Annotated in this window: 22 protein-coding genes and 1 pseudogene; 18 read left to right on the top strand and 5 right to left on the bottom strand. The window is 48.4% G+C overall.

What is annotated here, in order from left to right; all coding sequences use genetic code 11:
- The first annotated feature begins 329 nt into the window (after positions 1 to 329).
- A complete protein-coding gene (gene gnd, locus WJM45_RS19145; RefSeq protein WP_341326615.1) occupies positions 330 to 1,775 on the top strand; it encodes a decarboxylating NADP(+)-dependent phosphogluconate dehydrogenase in 1,446 nt (481 codons plus the stop codon).
- A gap of 27 nt (positions 1,776 to 1,802) precedes the next feature.
- Positions 1,803 to 3,293: a glucose-6-phosphate dehydrogenase gene (gene zwf, locus WJM45_RS19140; RefSeq protein WP_341326614.1), complete on the top strand. Its 1,491-nt coding sequence runs from the start codon at positions 1,803 to 1,805 to the stop codon at positions 3,291 to 3,293.
- Between the two features lie 82 nt (positions 3,294 to 3,375).
- Here zwf and WJM45_RS19135 read toward each other — a convergent pair whose 3' ends face one another.
- The 4 genes from WJM45_RS19135 to WJM45_RS19120 all read right to left on the bottom strand — a co-directional run bounded on the left by WJM45_RS19135 (position 3,376) and on the right by WJM45_RS19120 (position 4,380).
- Positions 3,376 to 3,522, bottom strand: a complete 147-nt coding sequence (locus tag WJM45_RS19135) for a hypothetical protein (protein WP_341326613.1) — start codon at positions 3,520 to 3,522, stop codon at positions 3,376 to 3,378.
- An 83-nt stretch (positions 3,523 to 3,605) separates the two neighbouring features.
- A complete protein-coding gene (locus tag WJM45_RS19130; RefSeq protein ID WP_341326612.1) occupies positions 3,606 to 3,944 on the bottom strand; it encodes a hypothetical protein in 339 nt (112 codons plus the stop codon).
- A 3-nt stretch (positions 3,945 to 3,947) separates the two neighbouring features.
- Complete coding sequence (locus WJM45_RS19125; RefSeq protein WP_341326611.1) at positions 3,948 to 4,112, bottom strand: hypothetical protein; 165 nt, start codon at positions 4,110 to 4,112, stop codon at positions 3,948 to 3,950.
- The gene (locus tag WJM45_RS19120; protein WP_341326610.1) at positions 4,099 to 4,380 is read right to left on the bottom strand and encodes a hypothetical protein; all 282 of its coding nucleotides are present in this window, start codon (positions 4,378 to 4,380) and stop codon (positions 4,099 to 4,101) included. The genes WJM45_RS19125 and WJM45_RS19120 overlap by 14 nt, the downstream gene beginning before the upstream one ends.
- A 375-nt stretch (positions 4,381 to 4,755) precedes the next feature.
- Between WJM45_RS19120 and WJM45_RS19115 the strand changes: the two genes are divergently transcribed.
- The 16 genes and pseudogenes from WJM45_RS19115 (at position 4,756) to WJM45_RS19040 (ending at position 16,835) form a co-directional block, all read left to right on the top strand.
- The gene (locus WJM45_RS19115; RefSeq protein WP_341326609.1) at positions 4,756 to 5,688 is read left to right on the top strand and encodes a tyrosine-type recombinase/integrase; all 933 of its coding nucleotides are present in this window, start codon (positions 4,756 to 4,758) and stop codon (positions 5,686 to 5,688) included.
- 9 nt (positions 5,689 to 5,697) lie between these two features.
- Positions 5,698 to 6,150 (top strand): hypothetical protein, encoded by a 453-nt coding sequence (locus WJM45_RS19110; protein ID WP_341326608.1) that lies wholly within the window; start codon positions 5,698 to 5,700, stop codon positions 6,148 to 6,150.
- A gap of 31 nt (positions 6,151 to 6,181) precedes the next feature.
- Positions 6,182 to 6,406 (top strand): WGR domain-containing protein, encoded by a 225-nt coding sequence (locus tag WJM45_RS19105; RefSeq protein ID WP_341326607.1) that lies wholly within the window; start codon positions 6,182 to 6,184, stop codon positions 6,404 to 6,406.
- Positions 6,407 to 6,484: 78 nt separating this feature from the next.
- Positions 6,485 to 6,742, top strand: a complete 258-nt coding sequence (locus WJM45_RS19100; RefSeq protein WP_341326606.1) for a ribbon-helix-helix domain-containing protein — start codon at positions 6,485 to 6,487, stop codon at positions 6,740 to 6,742.
- A 222-nt stretch (positions 6,743 to 6,964) separates the two neighbouring features.
- Positions 6,965 to 8,503 (top strand): class I SAM-dependent DNA methyltransferase, encoded by a 1,539-nt coding sequence (locus WJM45_RS19095; protein ID WP_341326605.1) that lies wholly within the window; start codon positions 6,965 to 6,967, stop codon positions 8,501 to 8,503.
- On the top strand, positions 8,500 to 9,432 hold the full coding sequence (locus WJM45_RS19090; RefSeq protein ID WP_341326604.1) for an ORF6N domain-containing protein: 933 nt from the start codon (positions 8,500 to 8,502) through the stop codon (positions 9,430 to 9,432). The genes WJM45_RS19095 and WJM45_RS19090 overlap by 4 nt, the downstream gene beginning before the upstream one ends.
- A complete protein-coding gene (locus WJM45_RS19085; RefSeq protein WP_341326603.1) occupies positions 9,429 to 10,658 on the top strand; it encodes a restriction endonuclease subunit S in 1,230 nt (409 codons plus the stop codon). The genes WJM45_RS19090 and WJM45_RS19085 overlap by 4 nt, the downstream gene beginning before the upstream one ends.
- A gap of 77 nt (positions 10,659 to 10,735) precedes the next feature.
- Positions 10,736 to 10,951, top strand: a pseudogene (locus WJM45_RS19080) (DUF4160 domain-containing protein).
- Complete coding sequence (locus WJM45_RS19075; RefSeq protein ID WP_341326602.1) at positions 10,951 to 11,193, top strand: DUF2442 domain-containing protein; 243 nt, start codon at positions 10,951 to 10,953, stop codon at positions 11,191 to 11,193. The pseudogene WJM45_RS19080 and the gene WJM45_RS19075 overlap by 1 nt, the downstream one beginning before the upstream one ends.
- A gap of 105 nt (positions 11,194 to 11,298) precedes the next feature.
- Positions 11,299 to 11,493, top strand: coding sequence for a type II toxin-antitoxin system VapB family antitoxin (locus WJM45_RS19070; RefSeq protein WP_341326601.1), 195 nt, complete (start codon positions 11,299 to 11,301; stop codon positions 11,491 to 11,493).
- Between the two features lie 2 nt (positions 11,494 to 11,495).
- Entirely contained in the window at positions 11,496 to 11,864 is a 369-nt protein-coding gene (locus WJM45_RS19065; protein ID WP_341326600.1) for a VapC toxin family PIN domain ribonuclease, read from the top strand.
- Between the two features lie 10 nt (positions 11,865 to 11,874).
- Entirely contained in the window at positions 11,875 to 12,873 is a 999-nt protein-coding gene (locus WJM45_RS19060; RefSeq protein WP_341326599.1) for a virulence protein RhuM/Fic/DOC family protein, read from the top strand.
- 116 nt (positions 12,874 to 12,989) lie between these two features.
- On the top strand, positions 12,990 to 13,202 hold the full coding sequence (locus WJM45_RS19055) for a hypothetical protein (protein ID WP_341326598.1): 213 nt from the start codon (positions 12,990 to 12,992) through the stop codon (positions 13,200 to 13,202).
- On the top strand, positions 13,184 to 13,762 hold the full coding sequence (locus WJM45_RS19050) for a putative toxin-antitoxin system toxin component, PIN family (RefSeq protein ID WP_341326597.1): 579 nt from the start codon (positions 13,184 to 13,186) through the stop codon (positions 13,760 to 13,762). Before WJM45_RS19055 ends, WJM45_RS19050 begins: the two co-directional genes overlap by 19 nt.
- Complete coding sequence (locus WJM45_RS19045) at positions 13,645 to 14,526, top strand: type I restriction endonuclease (protein WP_341328979.1); 882 nt, start codon at positions 13,645 to 13,647, stop codon at positions 14,524 to 14,526. The genes WJM45_RS19050 and WJM45_RS19045 overlap by 118 nt, the downstream gene beginning before the upstream one ends.
- The gene (locus tag WJM45_RS19040; RefSeq protein WP_341328978.1) at positions 14,484 to 16,835 is read left to right on the top strand and encodes a type I restriction endonuclease subunit R; all 2,352 of its coding nucleotides are present in this window, start codon (positions 14,484 to 14,486) and stop codon (positions 16,833 to 16,835) included. The genes WJM45_RS19045 and WJM45_RS19040 overlap by 43 nt, the downstream gene beginning before the upstream one ends.
- 355 nt (positions 16,836 to 17,190) lie before the next feature.
- Here WJM45_RS19040 and WJM45_RS19035 read toward each other — a convergent pair whose 3' ends face one another.
- Positions 17,191 to 18,009 carry a VacJ family lipoprotein gene (locus WJM45_RS19035; RefSeq protein ID WP_341326596.1) on the bottom strand — a complete coding sequence of 273 codons (819 nt, stop codon included), beginning with the start codon at positions 18,007 to 18,009 and terminating at the stop codon, positions 17,191 to 17,193.
- Positions 18,010 to 18,015 lie beyond the last annotated feature (6 nt).

The raw sequence follows: 18,015 nt of genomic DNA, 5'->3' as shown, positions 1-18,015 counted from the left end.
ATGAAGATCATGAATCATAAGAAGTTAATTCAATAATTTGTGAGCGTTTGTATAGAGATTTCATTCGCCCAAGAGGTTAGCGGGAATGTTTAGCCAATCTTGTAAAATTCATGGTTAGACTGCCGAATTTTGATCTACGATGCGTATAGATTTGAAATGATGGTTCATGAAAACAAAGGCTTTGCGTTTCAGTATACCGACAACCCGGAATCGGTCCAAATTCGGCAGACTCCGTTTAATAAAAAGGTTCGTCAGCATTAAATGTAGCCGTGCAAAAAAACGCGCCCGTGCTACTATGAAACTTAGAACAGGTTTTGGGAGCACGTAATATGAAAGCGAATATCGGTTTAATCGGCCTGGCGGTCATGGGCCAGAATTTAGTTCTCAACATCAATGATCATGGTTTTAAGGTAGCCGTCTACAACCGCACGACAGAAAAGACCGACGAGTTCCTCACGGGGCCGGCCAAGGGCACCCAAATCGTCGGAACTGACTCGCTCGAAGATCTCGTGCAGAAACTGGAAAAGCCGCGCATCGTGATGTTAATGGTGAAAGCCGGAACAGTGGTCGATCATTATATAGAACAACTAGCCCCGCTACTCGATGCCGGCGACATCATCATCGACGGCGGCAATTCGCTATTTACCGACACCGACCGGCGCACCAAGGTGCTAAAAGATAAAGGCTTGCTTTATATCGGCACCGGCGTTTCGGGCGGCGAGGAAGGTGCAAGGCACGGGCCTTCGATTATGCCCGGCGGTCACCCGGATGCTTGGAACCGCGTTAAACCGGTATTGCAGGCGATCAGCGCAAAAGTCGACGGCCAGCCTTGCTGTGAATGGGTCGGCGATGGCGGCGCGGGCCACTATGTCAAAATGATCCATAACGGCATTGAATACGGCGACATGCAAATCATTTGCGAAGCTTATCAACTGATGTCCGAAGGACTCGGCCTTTCTGCCGATGAGATTTCCACTATTTTCGCCGAATGGAACGGCGCGGAACTCAGTTCCTATCTCGTCGAAATCACGGCCAATATTCTTGCCTATAAAGACGAAGACGGCAGTCCGCTGCTCGACAAGATCCTCGACACGGCCGGCCAAAAAGGCACCGGTAAATGGACCGGCATTAATGCGCTGGATTTAGGCATTCCGCTGACGCTAATCGGCGAATCAGTCTTCGCGCGCTGCCTGTCGGCGATGAAAGACGAACGCATCAATGCCTCGCAAAAGCTACCTAAACCGGTCAACCGTTTTGAGGGAAACCGGCAAGAAGCCATCGAAACCATCCGCAATGCCTTGTATGCATCGAAAATCATTTCTTACGCGCAGGGTTTCCGGCTCATGCGCGAAGCGGCGAAAGAATACGGCTGGTCGTTGAACTACGGCGAAATCGCGCTGATGTGGCGGGGCGGTTGTATTATCCGCAGCGCATTTTTAAACGATATCAAACAAGCATACGACAGTAATCCCGATTTGGAAAATTTGCTACTGGCCGATTTCTTCGTCGATGCTATGCGGCAGGCCGAACCCGGCTGGCGTAAAGCCGTTATACTCAGTATCGAACTCGGTATTCCGGCCCCTGCGTTTTCCAGTGCGCTAGCGTTTTACGATGGCTACCGGACGGAGCGCTTGCCCGCCAACCTGTTGCAGGCTCAACGCGATTATTTTGGCGCGCACAGTTACGAGCGCACCGACCGTCCGCGCGGCGAGTTTTTTCATACCGACTGGACCGGACACGGCGGTAAAACCGCATCGTCTACTTACAACGTTTAAATCATACGCATACCACGAGTCGATTCTATGTCCGCTGAACCCTGTACCTACGTCATTTTCGGCGCAACCGGCAATTTGTCACGAATTAAACTGATGCCGGCGCTTTATCATTTGGATCTCGAAAACAAACTGCCGGAAGGCAGTCGTATCGTGGGCATTGGCCGACGGCCTTGGGACCAAAAAAAATGGCTTGAGGAAGTTCGGGAAATGATCGGCGCAAAGGTCAGGGAAGGTATCGACGAAACTGTATTCGCCCGGTTCAGCGATCGGCTTTCCTATCATCGCGGCGATCTCGGTGAAGCGGAATGCTATAGCGAACTGGCCGTTACCTTGGGTAAGGATGAAGATTTTTCCAAAAACATCGCATTTTATCTCGCGATCAGTCCCGAGGATTTCGGTAATGTCATCGAATCGCTTAGCAAAGTCGAATTGTTGAATGAAGAATACGGCTGGAAACGCGTTATCATCGAAAAGCCTTTCGGTTATGATTTGGACAGCGCGCAATCGTTGCAAAAACGGATCGGTCGTTTTTTAAGCGAAGAACAGATCTACCGGATCGATCATTATCTAGGCAAAGGCATGGTGCAGAATGTATTGGTCTTCCGCTTCGCGAATGTCATGCTAGAGCCGCTGTGGAACCGCAACTACATCGACCATGTTCAAATTACCCATGCCGAGGATATCGGTATCGACACGCGCGGCGGCTACTACGATGGGGCCGGAGCTTTGCGCGACATGCTGCAAAGCCATTTGCTACAACTGATGACGCTGGTTGCAATGGAACCGCCCGCATCAATGGAAGCGGAATCGCTGCGCGACGAGAAGGTCAAGGTCTTAAAATCGATTCGCCCAATACCCAAATCGGCGGTACACGCGCATGCCTATCGCGGCCAATACGCCAAAGGCACGGTCGGCAAGGAAAAGGTCAAAGGCTATCTGGAGGAAGACAACATTCCGCCAACCAGCATTACCGAAACCTATGCCGCCGTAAAATTATTCATTGATAATTGGCGCTGGCGTGGCGTGCCGTTTTATCTACAGACCGGCAAACGACTGGCCAAAGGTCAATCGGTCGTCTCGATTTGCTTTCGCCATCCGCCGCTGCAGTTTTTCCGCGATACGCATGTGCAGTGCATGAATCCGAATTGGGTCCTGTTGAGCATTCAACCCGAAGAACGCATTCGCATGGAAATGACCGTCAAGGAACCTGGATTGGAAATGCGCACACGCACCAGCAGCTTGGACGCCGGTTTTCGAAACAGCGATGAAAAAGCGATCGATGCCTATGAGGATTTATTGCTGGATGTCATGAAAGGCGACCGCTCGTTATTTCTGCGTTTCGACGAAGTCGAATATGCTTGGCGTATCGTCGATCCGATTTTGCAAACCTGGGCCGTCGAGCGCGACTTCATTCCGACTTATCCGGCTGGTAGTTGGGGTCCCACCGAAAGCCGCCGCCTATTCGAAAAAGAAGATCAATTCTGGCGCACCTCGTTGACGCCGGAGTGGTGCCAGTAAGCCTAAATTCGGCAGTTTATTCCTTTCGCATTTTTAAATTCAGTAGTGGAAGTTGAATGTAGCCCGTATGCAGCGCAAGCTGTTACATGAAGAGCACGGCTTCGAAGCCCCGAATGTCGCGCTGCTCTATCCAGGCTACGGCCTGCATAACGACCGATATAACCGGTGGCAAAAGCTGAGCATCGCGAAGCTTTTTGCCGTCCGCGTTTATATTTTTGTTAGCAACCATGGGGGGCAAGTCTTGAATCTTGCAAATTATAAGGCATCCTCTCACATAGACGAGGTTATCCACAGGTTTTGGGGATAACTGGATTAGTCGTTGTCGTTCAGCAGTTTATTAATGATAACCTGGTATTTCTTTTCGTTGGCGAAACTGGCGAAGCCCATCACGACCGCAAGCCCGAGCAAAACAATAACAGTCAGCGTCATCATCGGCAGCAGCAAAGTCGATATTTCCATTATGCCGGCATCGGTCTTGCCCGACTCCAGGCGATCAATGACGTAATAAGGGTTGACCAGATAAGGCGAGTAGTTCCATAGCCAAACGGTTAGGGTCGCCAAAGACGCCAACAGCAAGCCGGCGCCAATTGGCCAGTATCGGGTAAGGCGTCGTCGTTTTTCGAGAAAATCCCGCTCCTGTGGGGTTAGCATCGGTCAGCGCATCAATGCGGCGAAAAATGTTGAAGCAAATAATCCGGCAATCATCAAGATGCTGATTGCCGGTATTGAGGCAATCGCCCATTTAACCATGAAAAACACCATCGAGTTAAACGGCATCTGGATGTCGGTTACCACGACTTCGCGCTTATCGTCGTTCATTTTCACCCTCGTTGTTTAAGTAGAGTAGGCCATACCGGACCATGTTTTTCGCCCCGGGCGGCGCCATGTCGATTTCCAAGCGCTTTAACGCTTCGCTGATCACATCGGCATAGCCGGCTTTACTGCCTCTTTCTTCACCGAGGTTTTTCATTAACCGGCTCAGACGTTGTTGATCTTCTTTTGTTAGCCAGCAGGATATTTTGGATTCGCCCGCAGCTATTTTTGAAGCGTAAAAGCGGTTTTGTTTTTCTGTATTTGAAATGGCCATTCAATTACTCACCGATTTTTCGGTTAGAACTAACCATTTTTGGTTAATTCTAACTAGGCTTAATTTAAAAACCAATGATAGCGAAAGAGTCAGTTTTTGTCATTTTGAATGAGTTTAAGCGTTAATTTCCGGTCGGATATGATTAAAAGTTACTAAAACATTCGCTTCGGTAAATTTATAGTTGCCGGGACTTGGTTTTGTGTGTTTTTGCGGTTCCTAATAGGCAATTTTTTGCTTGAAACCTAGATTTTTACGTTTTGGCATTTTAAGTTCCATAAACTAAAATAGACATTTTAAAAAATCGCAAATCGCCGATGGCCCCAAAAAAAAGCCCAAATTTTTCGAACAGGTTTCGAAACGCGGCATGGAGGAGAGATGGAAGATCAAAATGAAAAAACGTTCGGGCAAATCCGAAAAGAGTTTTTGACCTATCTGAAATATACCAAGGGCCACTCCGACACGACTTGTTACAACTACAATTCGGATTTAAGTATTTGGGAGCGGTGGCTGGAAAACGAACATTTGGATTGGCGGCGATGCAAACCGTCGGCGGCGGAAAACTTTGTTCAGCACTTGGCCAAAAACAAAGTCGGCCCTCATGCGATTGCACGAAAGATTTCCTGCTTGGCCACCTTTTATAAATGGGCCAAACGCAACGACCTGGTGGAAGACGATCCCATCTACCAAATCGAGAAACCGAAACGCCCGAAACGAATACCGGTTTGGCTGGAACCGGAAGAGCAGGACACCTTCAACCGGGCCACCCGCAATTACGACGACATTCCCGAAACGATATTCGGCCGCAGTCGGGCTTCGGCGATCAATGTACGGCAGCGCTACGAATTGCTGTTCGAACTGATCCAAAAGTCGGGCTTGCGCATCAGTGAAGCGCTGAGCCTGCAAGTGCATCAGATTCGCGTGGTCGACGGCGTGGCCAAGTCGGTGCGGGTCATAGGGAGGGGCAACAAGGAACGGCAAGTACCGTTGCCGGAAAGTTTCGGTCGGGTGCTGGCGTTGTCGATCGTCGGCAAAACGCCGGACGAATACCTATTCGCTAAAAAGCCCGGTGCTAGGCCGGCCAGCGCGCATGCGGCTAGGGCTTATCTCAAGAAGATGATCGACAAGGCCGGCATCGACAAAAAAGTCACACCGCACAAGCTCCGGCATACTTACGCCACGAGGCTATTGGAAAAGGACGTGCAATTGGTCGACATCCAGGCGCTGCTGGGCCATGAAAGTATCGCAACGACGCAGATTTATACGCATGCGGGGCAGGAGCGGTTGAGTAAATTGGTGGCGGATATTTAGGAAAGAACTATGGGCAAAGCGAGCCGTACAAAACACTTAAAACGACAAAAAGCAGCCGTACTTCAGCAATACGGTGGGGTTAAATTGTCCGAAGCCTTGATCAATCTATGCGAGCCTTACGATCACGATTTGCCGTTGCATGGATACAAAAATCTGATGGCAGCGGCGGCGGTGGCTTGGAATATCGCGCTTCAACCGAAGGAAAAACGGCATGAGATGTTATTGGACGCACTGAATAACTTGCCTTCAGCTCAAAATAAATTTGCAGATGATCTAAGTGAGTATATAAGCAATTCAAATCCAGAAAATATGCCAAGTTCAGTTGTTTACTTTAATTTGTTGATTTGGTTAATTCAACGCAAAGATGAGTTATACCCCAACGATAATAGGGTGGTTGTCGATTATGCGATAACCGAGACGGGCACAGAGCGCAATATTACGGTGTCATCAGCGCTACCGTAAATGGGTAGTCTGAACTAAATCAATACGAGCCATGCCCCACATCTACCTCGAACACCACGATCCAGACAAGAACCGGCACCGGTTTTATCAACTGTTCGTCACGCCCGGCCTGTTCGGCGATTGGTCGTTGGTTCGGGAATGGGGCGGGGTGGGCTCACCGGGACAAGTGCGCCGCGATTGGTTCGACAACGAACCGGAAGCATTGGAAGCCGCAGGGAAAGTTTCGATGCCAAGAAGAAAAAAGGCTATCGGGTGATCATTCAGAATTTGATAGAACCCGTTCAAGCGATCGGGTAAGATTCGAACCGAATCAAACCGCATTGAATTATTAACTATGGCCACAACCGAAGCATTCACCGTCAGAACCGAACCGGACATTATCCACCAGCTCGACCAGCTGGCCGAATCGCTGGACCGGTCGCGTAATTACATCGTCAATCAAGCGTTGAGAGAATACCTACGGCGTCACGCTGACAAGATCGAAAAAACCGATCAAAACAGAAGCCTTGATCGTCTTCTGCAGCTCAGTGACGAAGAGATTATAAGGAAAATAGAAGATGTGATTGAACGGAAAAAACGAGAACAAGCATGACACTCATTTTTTGTGGGTCTAAATAAAAGATCGTGTTGGCGTGTTGGTCGATCAACCGCAGTTAGGTCGTTCCGGCAGGGTTGAAAGAACGCACGAGTTGTTTTTGACCGGGACCCAATACATTTTGCCGTATCGGGCACCAGGGCAACCAATTCAGGTTTTTGCGGTCTTTCATACGGCGAGACAGTGGCCTGAAAAAATTTTAATCATGCACGGAATGACATGGCAAAAAAAACAAAAGAAACCAAACGAGAACCGTTAGAAAAACAACTTTGGAAAACGGCTGATAAACTCCGCAAGAACATTGATGCCGCCGAATATAAACACGTCGTTCTCGGACTGATCTTTCTCAAATATATTTCGGATTCGTTCGAAGAGCATTTCGCCAAACTTCAAGCCGGCAAAGGCGAATATGCCGGTGCCGATCCCGAAGACAAGGACGAATACCAAGCCGAAAACGTCTTTTTTGTACCGCCCGAAGCCCGTTGGTCGTTCTTGCTGGCCAAGGCCAAGCAACCGGATATTGGTAAATTCATCGATGCTGCGATGGATGCCATCGAAAAAGAAAACCCATCATTAAAAGGCGTATTGCCGAAAGTCTATGCCCGGCAAAACCTCGATCCGACCAATTTGGGCGGCTTGATCGATCTGGTCGGCAATATCGCGCTGGGCGACGCCAAAGCCCGGAGCGCCGATGTCTTGGGGCATGTGTTCGAGTATTTTCTCGGTGAATTTGCCTTGGCTGAAGGCAAGCAAGGCGGCCAGTTCTACACGCCGCGCAGTATCGTTGAATTATTGGTCAAAATGCTCGAACCGTATAAAGGCCGGGTACTCGATCCGTGTTGCGGCTCGGGCGGCATGTTTGTGCAATCGGAAAAGTTTGTCGAAGAACATCAGGGCAAGATCAACGACATTTCGATTTACGGGCAGGAAAGCAACCAAACCACTTGGCGGCTGGCCAAGATGAATCTGGCGATACGCGGCATTGATAGCTCGCAAGTCAAATGGAACAACGAAGGCTCGTTCTTAAACGATGCTCATAAAGACCTGAAAGCCGATTTCATCATCGCCAATCCGCCGTTTAATGACAGCGATTGGAGCGGCGATTTGCTGCGTAACGATGGGCGCTGGCAATTCGGTACGCCGCCTGCCGGTAACGCCAATTTCGCCTGGCTCCAGCATTTTGTTTATCACCTATCGCCGACCGGCAAAGCGGGGATCGTTCTGGCCAAAGGTGCGCTAACCAGTAAAACCAGCGGCGAAGGCGAGATAAGAAAAGCGCTGATTGAACAAGGCAATCTGATCGACTGCATCGTCAACCTGCCCGCCAAGCTGTTTTTGAATACGCAAATACCGGCGGCGCTGTGGTTCATGAATCGCGCAAGGAACAACGGCCACCCGCGTAAATCCGAAATTTTGTTCATCGATGCCCGCAACATGGGGCACCTAATCAATCGCCGCACCCGGGAACTCTCGCACGAAGACATTCAAAAGATCGCCGATACCTACCACGCTTGGCGCACCGGCGAAGGCAGCTATGAAGACATCAAGGGTTTTTGCGCTTCCACGCCGATTGAGCGCGTCAAGGAACTGGATTACGTCTTAACCCCCGGTCGGTATGTCGGTCTGCCCGATGAAGCCGACGATTTCGATTTCAAAGAACGCTTTACCGCATTGAAAGCCGAGTTTGAAGCGCAGTTAGTGGAAGAAGCGGCGCTGAATCAAGCCATCGCCGAGAATTTGGCAAAGGTGAAAGTATGACCAACCCCACTGATATTGGAGCATCTGCAAAGGGCGCAATTGACATGAGCGAATATGAACTCATAAAAATTGAGGAAATAAAAAATCGCATCTACACGGTTCGCGGCGTTCAAGTCATGTTGGATAAGGATTTGGCCACTTTTTACGAGGTAAAACCTATCAGGCTGAGAGAACAGGTAAAAAGAAACATCAAACGCTTTCCATCCGATTTTATGTTTCAGCTCACTGGAGAAGAGGTTGAGTTCATGGTATCGCAAAATGCGATACCTTCAAAACAACACCTTGGCGGTTCGCTGCCTTATGTTTTTACCGAGCAGGGAGTTGCGGCTATTTCATCTGTGCTAACCAGTGATAGAGCCATTGAAGTGAATATTCATATTATGCGGGCTTTTGTCATTACGCGCAGATTCTTACTGGCAAACGCTCAGATTTTTCAGCGTTTGGATACGGTTGAAAAGCGACAAATAGAACATAAAGCGGAAACGGAGCAAAAATTTGAACAGATTTTCCGAGCGCTGGAGGACAAAAGCGTCAAGCCCGAGCAAGGCATTTTCTTCGATGGTCAAATTTTTGATGCCTACGCCTTTGTCTGCGATTTGATCCGCTCCGCCAAGCAACGGATTATCCTCATCGACAACTATCTGGATGAAAGCGTCTTACTGCTGCTCGCCAAGCGCAAGGCCGGGGTGAGCGTGCAACTGCTGACCAAAAACATCAGCCGTCAGCTTGCCCAGGACATCGCCAAATTCAACGCGCAATACCCGGCTATTGAGGTGCAGGAATTCAAGCTCGCCCACGACCGTTTCCTGATCATCGACGACGACATCTGCCACATCGGCGCATCGCTCAAGGATTTGGGCAAGAAGTGGTTTGCGTTTTCAAAGATGCAGATGCGGGCGATTGAGATGTTGGGGAGGGTGCAGCTATGAGTGAGTGGCAGGAAACCGATTTTGGAAGTATTCCAAAAGAGTGGGGTTTAAGGAAAATTTCTGACATTAAAAGTGAAGATAATCGCGCGATTGCCATGGGGCCATTTGGCTCTAATATTAAGGCTGAAAATTTCGTCGCGTTTGGCGTACCAGTGATTAGAGGAACAAACCTCAACTTTGCAAAGTATGTTGATGGCGATTTCGTATATTTAACTGAGGAAAAAGCTGATGAATTGCTAGGAAGTAATTGCAAAGCAGGTGATCTAGTCTTTACCCATAGAGGAACCATCGGGCAAGTTGGATTAATACCTTATGGTAAATATCCTCGTTATGTAATTTCTCAGTCTGGAATGAAGTTGACTGTAAATTCAGATTTGATCGACAGCGACTTCTTGTTTTATTTCTTCAAGTCAGACTTTGGGCAGTATCAAATTCTAAAATATGAATCGCAAGTCGGGGTTCCGTCAATTAGCAATCCGTTAACTTCGTTAAAAGAAATAGAAGTACCTGCGCCTGCCCTTATCGAACAAAAAGCCATTGCCGCCATGCTGTCCAGCCTGGACGACAAAATCGACCTGCTGCACCGCCAGAACAAGACCCTCGAAGCCATGGCTGAATCGCTGTTCCGGCAGTGGTTTGTTGAGGAGGCGGGGGAGGATTGGGAAGATGGCACTCTCGGCCACTTCGCAGTAAATCCCAAAAACGGCGTAAAGCCAAGCGACATAGATTCAGAAACAAAATACGTCGGATTGGAACATATCGACCGCCGAAACATCGCCCTTATTCAATCGGGCAATACAAGTGATGTCACAAGCAATAAGTTTCGATTTTCTGAAAATGACATTCTTTTTGGAAAGCTGCGCCCGTATTTTCACAAAGTCTGTTTTGCACCTTATGGTGGTGTGTGTTCAACAGACATTTTGGTAATACGACCCAAAAAGACAGACTACTTTTCTTATTGTTTATTTGCTTTCTATCAGAGTGATGTTGTTGAGTATGCAAACCTTGGATCGGGCGGGACACGAATGCCAAGGACGAATTGGGAAACTCTAAGTCAGTATCCTATGGCCGTGCCGGATGATATGAAGTTACACGAGTTTAATAATTTGGTTATGCCTTCAATAAATAAAATTAAACAAAATATTGTTCAAATCCACACCCTCGAAAAACTCCGCGACACCCTGCTACCCAAGCTGATGAGCGGTGAAGTTCGGGTGACCGTATGAGAACTATCAGAAACAACAAAATGTACCGTAGACAATACTATGCCTGAAATTTGCCGTTTTATGGGATTATTATTCGGATGTACTTGATTGATAAGGAGCATCCGCCACGGCCTATTCATATCAAATACGGAGATTATGAGGCGGTCATGGAATGAATGAACCTCAATATCATCGAGGGGCATATTCCCAAAAAATGCCGTCAACTCGTTCGGGAATGGACAGAAATTCATCAAGACGAATTGATTGAAATGTGGGATAGTCAAAACTTTCATAAAGTAGAACCTTTGGAGTAATGATGAAATTAGTTAATTTTACGCATCTGCACGATTATTGGTTTGTTTTGGATTTTGAAAATGGCGAACAAAAACGGGTTGATTTGAGTAATTTAATTGCCAGCCATGTCAATCAAGAGGAGATTAAGACGGCACATATTGACTCTGAATGGGGTTGTTTAGAGTTTAACAATGCAATGGTTGATATAGAGCCTAAAACTCTGTATAGCTACGCTAAACAAAATGAAGCTGAAGCGGCATAAACGAAAATACCCTCCCTCCCCAGACGGATAAACGGTGAAGTGCGAGTAAAATTACCTAACTGCACAAAAAAGCGCATCATTCGATGACATAGTACGGAGGACATTATGCGCACCACGGTTGTTTTAGATGATGAATTACTCGAAAAAGCCCAAGCCTTAACCAACCTTAAAGAAAAATCCAGCCTCATCAAAGAAGCCTTGAAGGCCCTGATTGAACGCGAGAGCGCCAAGTGCCTAGCCAGCCTGGGCGGTATTGCCCCCGATTTGCAGCCCATCCCGCGCCGGCAATCCGAGTTGTAACAATGCCGGTCTTAGTGGATACCTCGGTATGGATCGACCACTTACGCAAAAAAGAACCGGCGTTAGTCGGTTTATTGGAAAACGGTCAAGTGTTAGGCCATCCGTTTGTCCGGGGCGAACTCGCGTTAGATAATTTACCGCAACGGCATACCCTTTTAGGGCTGTTGGATAACTTGCCGCAAGCGCCGGTTGCGTTTGGTGAGGAAATCAACCGGTTTATCGAAGCGAATGCCTTGTTTGGTTTAGGCATCGGTTTTGTCGATGTGCATTTGTTAGCCGCTGCAAAATTGGCGCTTAACGCAACCTTATGGACACGCGATAAACGCTTACTGGCCGTTGCTACGCGGCTCATTATGAGCTATCGACCCTGAGAATCACCGCATGACTTTAACGAACCCGCCCCAACAAATCGCCATCTATCAAAATGAAGACGGCAGTATTCGCATTGATGTCCACTTGGAACAAGACACCGTTTGGCTCAGTCAAGCGCAAATGTGCGAATTATTCGACAAAAACAAGCGCACCATTTCCGAACATATCCGTAATATTTTCAAGGAAGGCGAGTTACAAGAAATTGCAGTTGTCCGGAAATTCCGGACAACTGCATCCGATGGCAAAACATATGAAGTCAATCAATATAACCTCGACGTGATCATCTCAGTGGGTTATCGGGTTAAATCACAACGCGGCACCCAATTCCGCATCTGGGCCAACACTATCCTGAAGCAATACCTGCTGCAAGGCTACGCCCTGAACGAACAAAAACTGCGTGCCAGCCAGGAAAAACTTGCCGATTTGCAACGCGCCATCGCGTTATCGTCGCGCTTGGTGCATAACAAGTCACTGTCGGCTAACGAATCGCAAGGCATTCTGACGATTCTGGAACAATACAGCCACGCCTTGACGGTGCTGGATGATTACGACCATCAACGCTTGGTCATCGCGGGTACGCAAAAAGCCACGCAGACGCCGATTCGCTATGCCGAAGCCATCGCTCAAATCCGGCTATGGCGACAACAGGAAGGGCTGGGTCAATTGTTCGGTAACGAAAAGGACGACTCGTTCAAAAGTTCTCTGTCCACGATTTATCAAACCTTCGGCGGTGAAGAACTGTACCCGAGCATCGAGGAAAAAGCGGCGAATCTGTTGTATTTCATCGTCAAAAACCATTCTTTCAGCGACGGCAATAAACGCATCGCGGCGGCGATTTTTGCCTGGTTTTTACAGCGACACGATTATCTGTACAACCAAGACGGCGAAAAACGCATTGCCGATAACGCCTTGGTTGCCTTTACTTTGCTGATCGCCGAAAGCAAGCCGGAAGAAAAAGATACCATCGTCAAGGTCATTATCAATTTAATCAATGGTAAAAATGGATGACCCAACTGACCGAATCCGCGATTGAAGACTTGGCGACACATCCTCCTCAAGTTTATGAGCAGTGAAGTCAGGGTAAACTACAATTCTTAACTACCCATGCCTTTTGAGGAAAACTAATGTATGCCTACAAAGAAATAATCACGCTAGAGGACTTGCAGCATATCACCTTAAAACGCCCATTAGCGTTAAAAAAAGGGCAAAAAATCGAAGTATTGATTTTGGCAGATGATGAAAATGACGAACTGGACGCCATCCGCGACCATGTCGCCGCGCAAAATATCAGTGAAACCGATATAAGCGACGCGATTCATTGGGCGCGGGAAAAATGAGGGTTGTTTTTGATACCAACACGATTATTTCAGCCTTGTTATTTCGCGGCAAGCTGTCGGTTTTGGTCCAACATTGGCGACAAGAAAATATAACGCCGTTGATTTGTGAGGAAACCCGTACCGAATTTTTACGGGTTTTAGTCTATCCAAAATTCAAGTTAAATGTCGAGCAAGTAGACATATTGGCTTCTCATTACTTGCCTTATACCGAAACAGTGACGATTTCAGAAGCCAATAAAAACCATTTGCCAAAATGCAGAGATAATAAAGACCAAATATTTTTGGAATTAGCTTTTAATGGACAGGCTGATTTTTTAGTTACCGGCGATGAGGATTTGTTGGTATTGAGAACACAAACACCATTTGAAATCATCACTCCGGCGGATTATTTAACGCTCCCTGGTCACAAATACACGCCATGCCCCAACTCACCGAAAGCGCGATTGAAGACTTCGCTATCAAGCTATTTGAACAGCTTGGCTATCACTATGTTTATGCGCCTGACATTTCCCCCGACGGCAACAATCCGGAACGCAGCCGCTATGACGAAGTCATCCTGAAAGACCGCCTCTGGTCTGCCGTGCTGCGCATCAATCCGTCTGTGCCGCGCCATGCCTTGCAAGAAGCACTGAAAGACGTTGAGCGCATCCATTCGCCCGACTTATTGGCCAATAATGAAGCCTTCCACCGAATGCTGACCGAAGGCGTGAAAGTCAGTTATAACCAAGACGGACAGGATCGCGGCGATCTGGTCTGGCTGATTGATTTTGCCAACCCGGAAAACAATGAATTCGTGGTGGCCAATCAGTTCACGGTGATTGAGAACAACCAGAACAAACGCCCCGATCTGGTGTTGTTCGTCAACGGCTTGCCGCTCGTGGTCATCGAGCTGAAAAACGCCACCGATGAAAACGCCACGATTAAATCGGCCTATAAGCAACTCGACACTTACAAGCACACTATTCCAAGCTTGTTTACCACCAACGCCATTTTGGTGATCTCCGATGGGCTGGAGGCCAAAGCCGGGTCTTTATCGGCCGGGTTTAGCCGATTCATGGCGTGGAAATCCGTCGATGGCAAAACCGAAGCCTCGCATTTGGTCAGTCAACTGGAAACCCTGATTAACGGCATGTTGAACAAAGCCACGCTGTTGGATTTGGTTCGGCATTTCATCGTATTCGAGAAAGCCAAGAAAGAAGATCCAAAAACCGGCGTGATCAGCATCAGCACGGTTAAGAAACTCGCGCCGCCTATCATCAGTATTACGCGGTCAATGCCGCCATTGCTTCGACGCTACGCGCAGCGGGTTTTGACTCAGCAATGACGCTCACTGAACCGCCGGCGAGTTACGGTTTACCGGATGTCAGACAACAACCGAAAGGCGATCAAAAAGCCGGTGTGGTCTGGCATACGCAAGGTTCCGGCAAATCGCTGTCGATGGTGTTTTACACCGGCAAGATCGTGCTGGCCTTGGATAATCCGACTGTATTAGTGATTACCGACCGCAACGATCTCGATGATCAATTGTTCGATACCTTTGCCGCTTCCGCCCAATTATTGAGGCAGGAGCCCAAGCAAGTCGAAGACCGGCAACAACTTAAAGACCTGTTGCGGGTCGGTTCCGGCGGTGTGATTTTTTCCACGATCCAAAAATTCCAGCCGGAAGAGGGCAATGTTTACGAACAGCTCTCCGACCGGCGCAATATCGTGGTGATTGCCGATGAAGCGCACCGGACTCAATACGGTTTTCAAGCCAAAACGGTCGATGAAAAAGACGAGAACGGCAATGTCATCGGCAAAAAAGTCGTGTACGGTTTTGCCAAATACCTACGCGATGCCTTGCCGAATGCCACTTATCTCGGCTTTACCGGCACGCCGATTGAAAAAACCGATGTCAACACGCCCGCCGTATTCGGCAATTACGTGGATATTTACGATATTGCCCAAGCGGTCGAAGATGGCGCCACGGTGCGAATTTTCTATGAGAGCCGGTTAGCTAAAGTCGGCTTGAGTGCCGAAGGCAAAAAACTGATTGGCGAACTCGATAAGGAACTGGATCAAGAAGACCTGACCGACACCCAGAAAGCCAAGGCCAAATGGACACAAGTCGAAGCCCTGATCGGCAGCCATGAGCGGGTCAAGAATATCGCTAAAGATATCGTCACTCATTTTGAAGCCCGGCAGGAGGTCTTTGACGGCAAAGGCATGATTGTCACGATGTCTCGCCGAATCGCGGTGGCCCTGTACGATGAAATCATCAAACTCAAACCGGAATGGCATTCGGGCGATCCGAACAAAGGCGTGATCAAAGTCGTGATGACGGCGGCCTCGTCGGACGGTTCCGAGCTGGCCAAACATCACACCACCAAGCAACAACGCAAAGCCTTGGCCGAACGGATGAAGGATAACAATGATGAACTCAAGCTCGTTATCGTTCGCGATATGTGGCTGACCGGCTTCGATGCGCCCTCCTTGCATACGCTGTATATCGACAAGCCGATGAAAGGCCATAATCTGATGCAAGCGATTGCACGAGTCAACCGCGTCTATCTCGACAAACCGGGCGGCTTGATCGTCGATTATTTGGGTATCGCTTCGGACCTGAAAGAAGCTCTATCGTTTTATTCGGATTCGGGCGGCAGAGGCGATCCGACTTTGGCCCAAGAGCAGGCCGTGTATCTGATGCTGGAAAAGCTCGAAGTCGTTTCCGCCATGTACCACGACTTTGCCTACGAGGATTATTTCGCGGCGGATACCCGTCAGAAACTCTCCATTATTCTGGCCGCCGAAGAGCATATTTTGGGGCTGAAAGACGGCAAAAAGCGATATATCAATGAAGTGACGGCGCTCTCGCAAGCCTTCGCCATTGCCATTCCGCATGAACAGGCGATGGCAGCCAAGGATGAAGTGGCGTTCTTTCAGGCGGTCAAAGCGCGGCTGGCCAAGTTTGACGGCACCGGCTCCGGAAAAACCGATGAGGAAATCGAAACCACGATCCGGCAAGTCATCGACAAGGCCTTAATCTCCGAACAAGTCATTGATGTATTCGATGCGGCCGGCATCAAGAAACCCGATATTTCCATCCTGTCCGAAGAATTCTTGCTCGAACTCAAAGGCATGGAGCATAAAAACGTCGCGTTGGAAGTTTTGAAAAAGCTGCTCAATGACGAGTTGAAAACGAGGGCGAAAAAGAACCTGGTACAAAGCAGATCCTTGATGGAGATGCTGGAAGCGGCCATCAAGAAATACCAGAACAAAATCCTGACCGCTGCCGAAGTGATGGATGAGCTGATTAAAATCAGCAAGGAAATTGTCGCGTCCGATAGTGAAGCCAAACAACTGGGCTTGAGCGATTTTGAATATGCGTTTTATACCGCCGTGGCCAACAATGAGAGCGCTAAAGAATTGATGCAACATGACAAGCTGCGGGAACTCGCAGTCGTATTGACGCAAAAAGTGAAGGAAAACGCGTCGATTGACTGGACGATCAAGGAAAGTGTCCGTGCTAAATTAAAAGTGATCGTCAAACGGCTTTTGCGGCAATACGGTTATCCGCCGGATATGCAACTCTTGGCGACCGAAACCGTGTTGAAACAGGCGGAGATGATTGCGAGTGAGTTGTGCGAGGCTTGAGTTGATAGAATGGAATCTACCCATTTTGTTGCCCAGGCCGCTGTTAAAACGGCAGAATCTCAAAGCCGCAGGATTGTTCTACTCCCTTTATACTCAAAAAATGGTTAACTTTATGAAGGTATGGGGTGTGGCTAGCGAGGATGTCGGCAGCAGGGAGCTGCCGCCAAGCTCCCATGGATGGGTTTACCCAGCACCTAAATTCCATAGTTCATTGGCTATGACTAACTACCTAGGATAATTTAGGTGCTGGGTTTACGGCGGTCCCCGATAGACATATCCCATGCCTTTTTATTCTTAGACGGTTTTCAATCAAAAGGGAGTAGCAAGTGACTTTTATCCGACTGTCGCGCTATTATTATTGATCGGCGGGACTATCCAATTGCAAGTGATGACTCGTGTCTTCATCGTCAAAGTAGCCATCCAGATCATCGAACAAATCATCATGAACGTCCGGCGACATGACTCCGTCATTAATCAAATATTCACGACGCTGGAAATAAGCGGTCTTGATGAATTCGTAACGATCGACCGCGGCTTCATCTAAAATCTTCTCCGATGACAACAAACCAGCACGCTTATCAACACCCTCTACCGCATTGGCGGCAGTACTTGCTGCGCTAACCGCTGCTCCGGCAAACATCGTATAAGTTAAAGGGTCCATGAGAGCGTCTCCAACCAGACCGACTACGCCTCGCGGAGAACCGGGGCCGATGAGCGGCAACACCAAATATGGGCCGGTTGGAACCCCCCAATAGCCAAGAGTCTGATCAAAATCTTCAATATTCTTGGGCAAATCGACTTCGCTTGCTACGTCGAAAAAGCCTCCCAAGCCTAAGGTTGAATTAAGAAAAAAACGACCGGTATCTTTCCCGGCCTGAGCCAATTTCAATTGGAAGATATCGTTGAGAATTACGCCAATATCGTCGATATTGCTAAAGAAATTAGTGATCCCTTGACTGACCGGCTCAGGAGTCACGTAATCATAGCCCTTGGCGATTGGCTTCATGATGTAATGATCGAGATCTTCATTAAAGGAATGTACGCTACGATTCCAGCCCTCCCACGGATCGTCTGGGTTAGCGGGAGTCGCGGCGCAGCCGCTCAACAGGACTGTACATAACAAGCCTACTGTTGTAAAAGCATGAGGCCCGGAGGCAAGTAATTTAAGGCGCATAGTCTT

The organism is Methylotuvimicrobium sp. KM2 (genome assembly GCF_038051925.1).
Lineage (GTDB): Bacteria > Pseudomonadota > Gammaproteobacteria > Methylococcales > Methylomonadaceae > Methylotuvimicrobium.
Note: the sequence above shows the minus strand (reverse complement) of the source record. Positions and strands in the feature narration are given on the sequence as shown.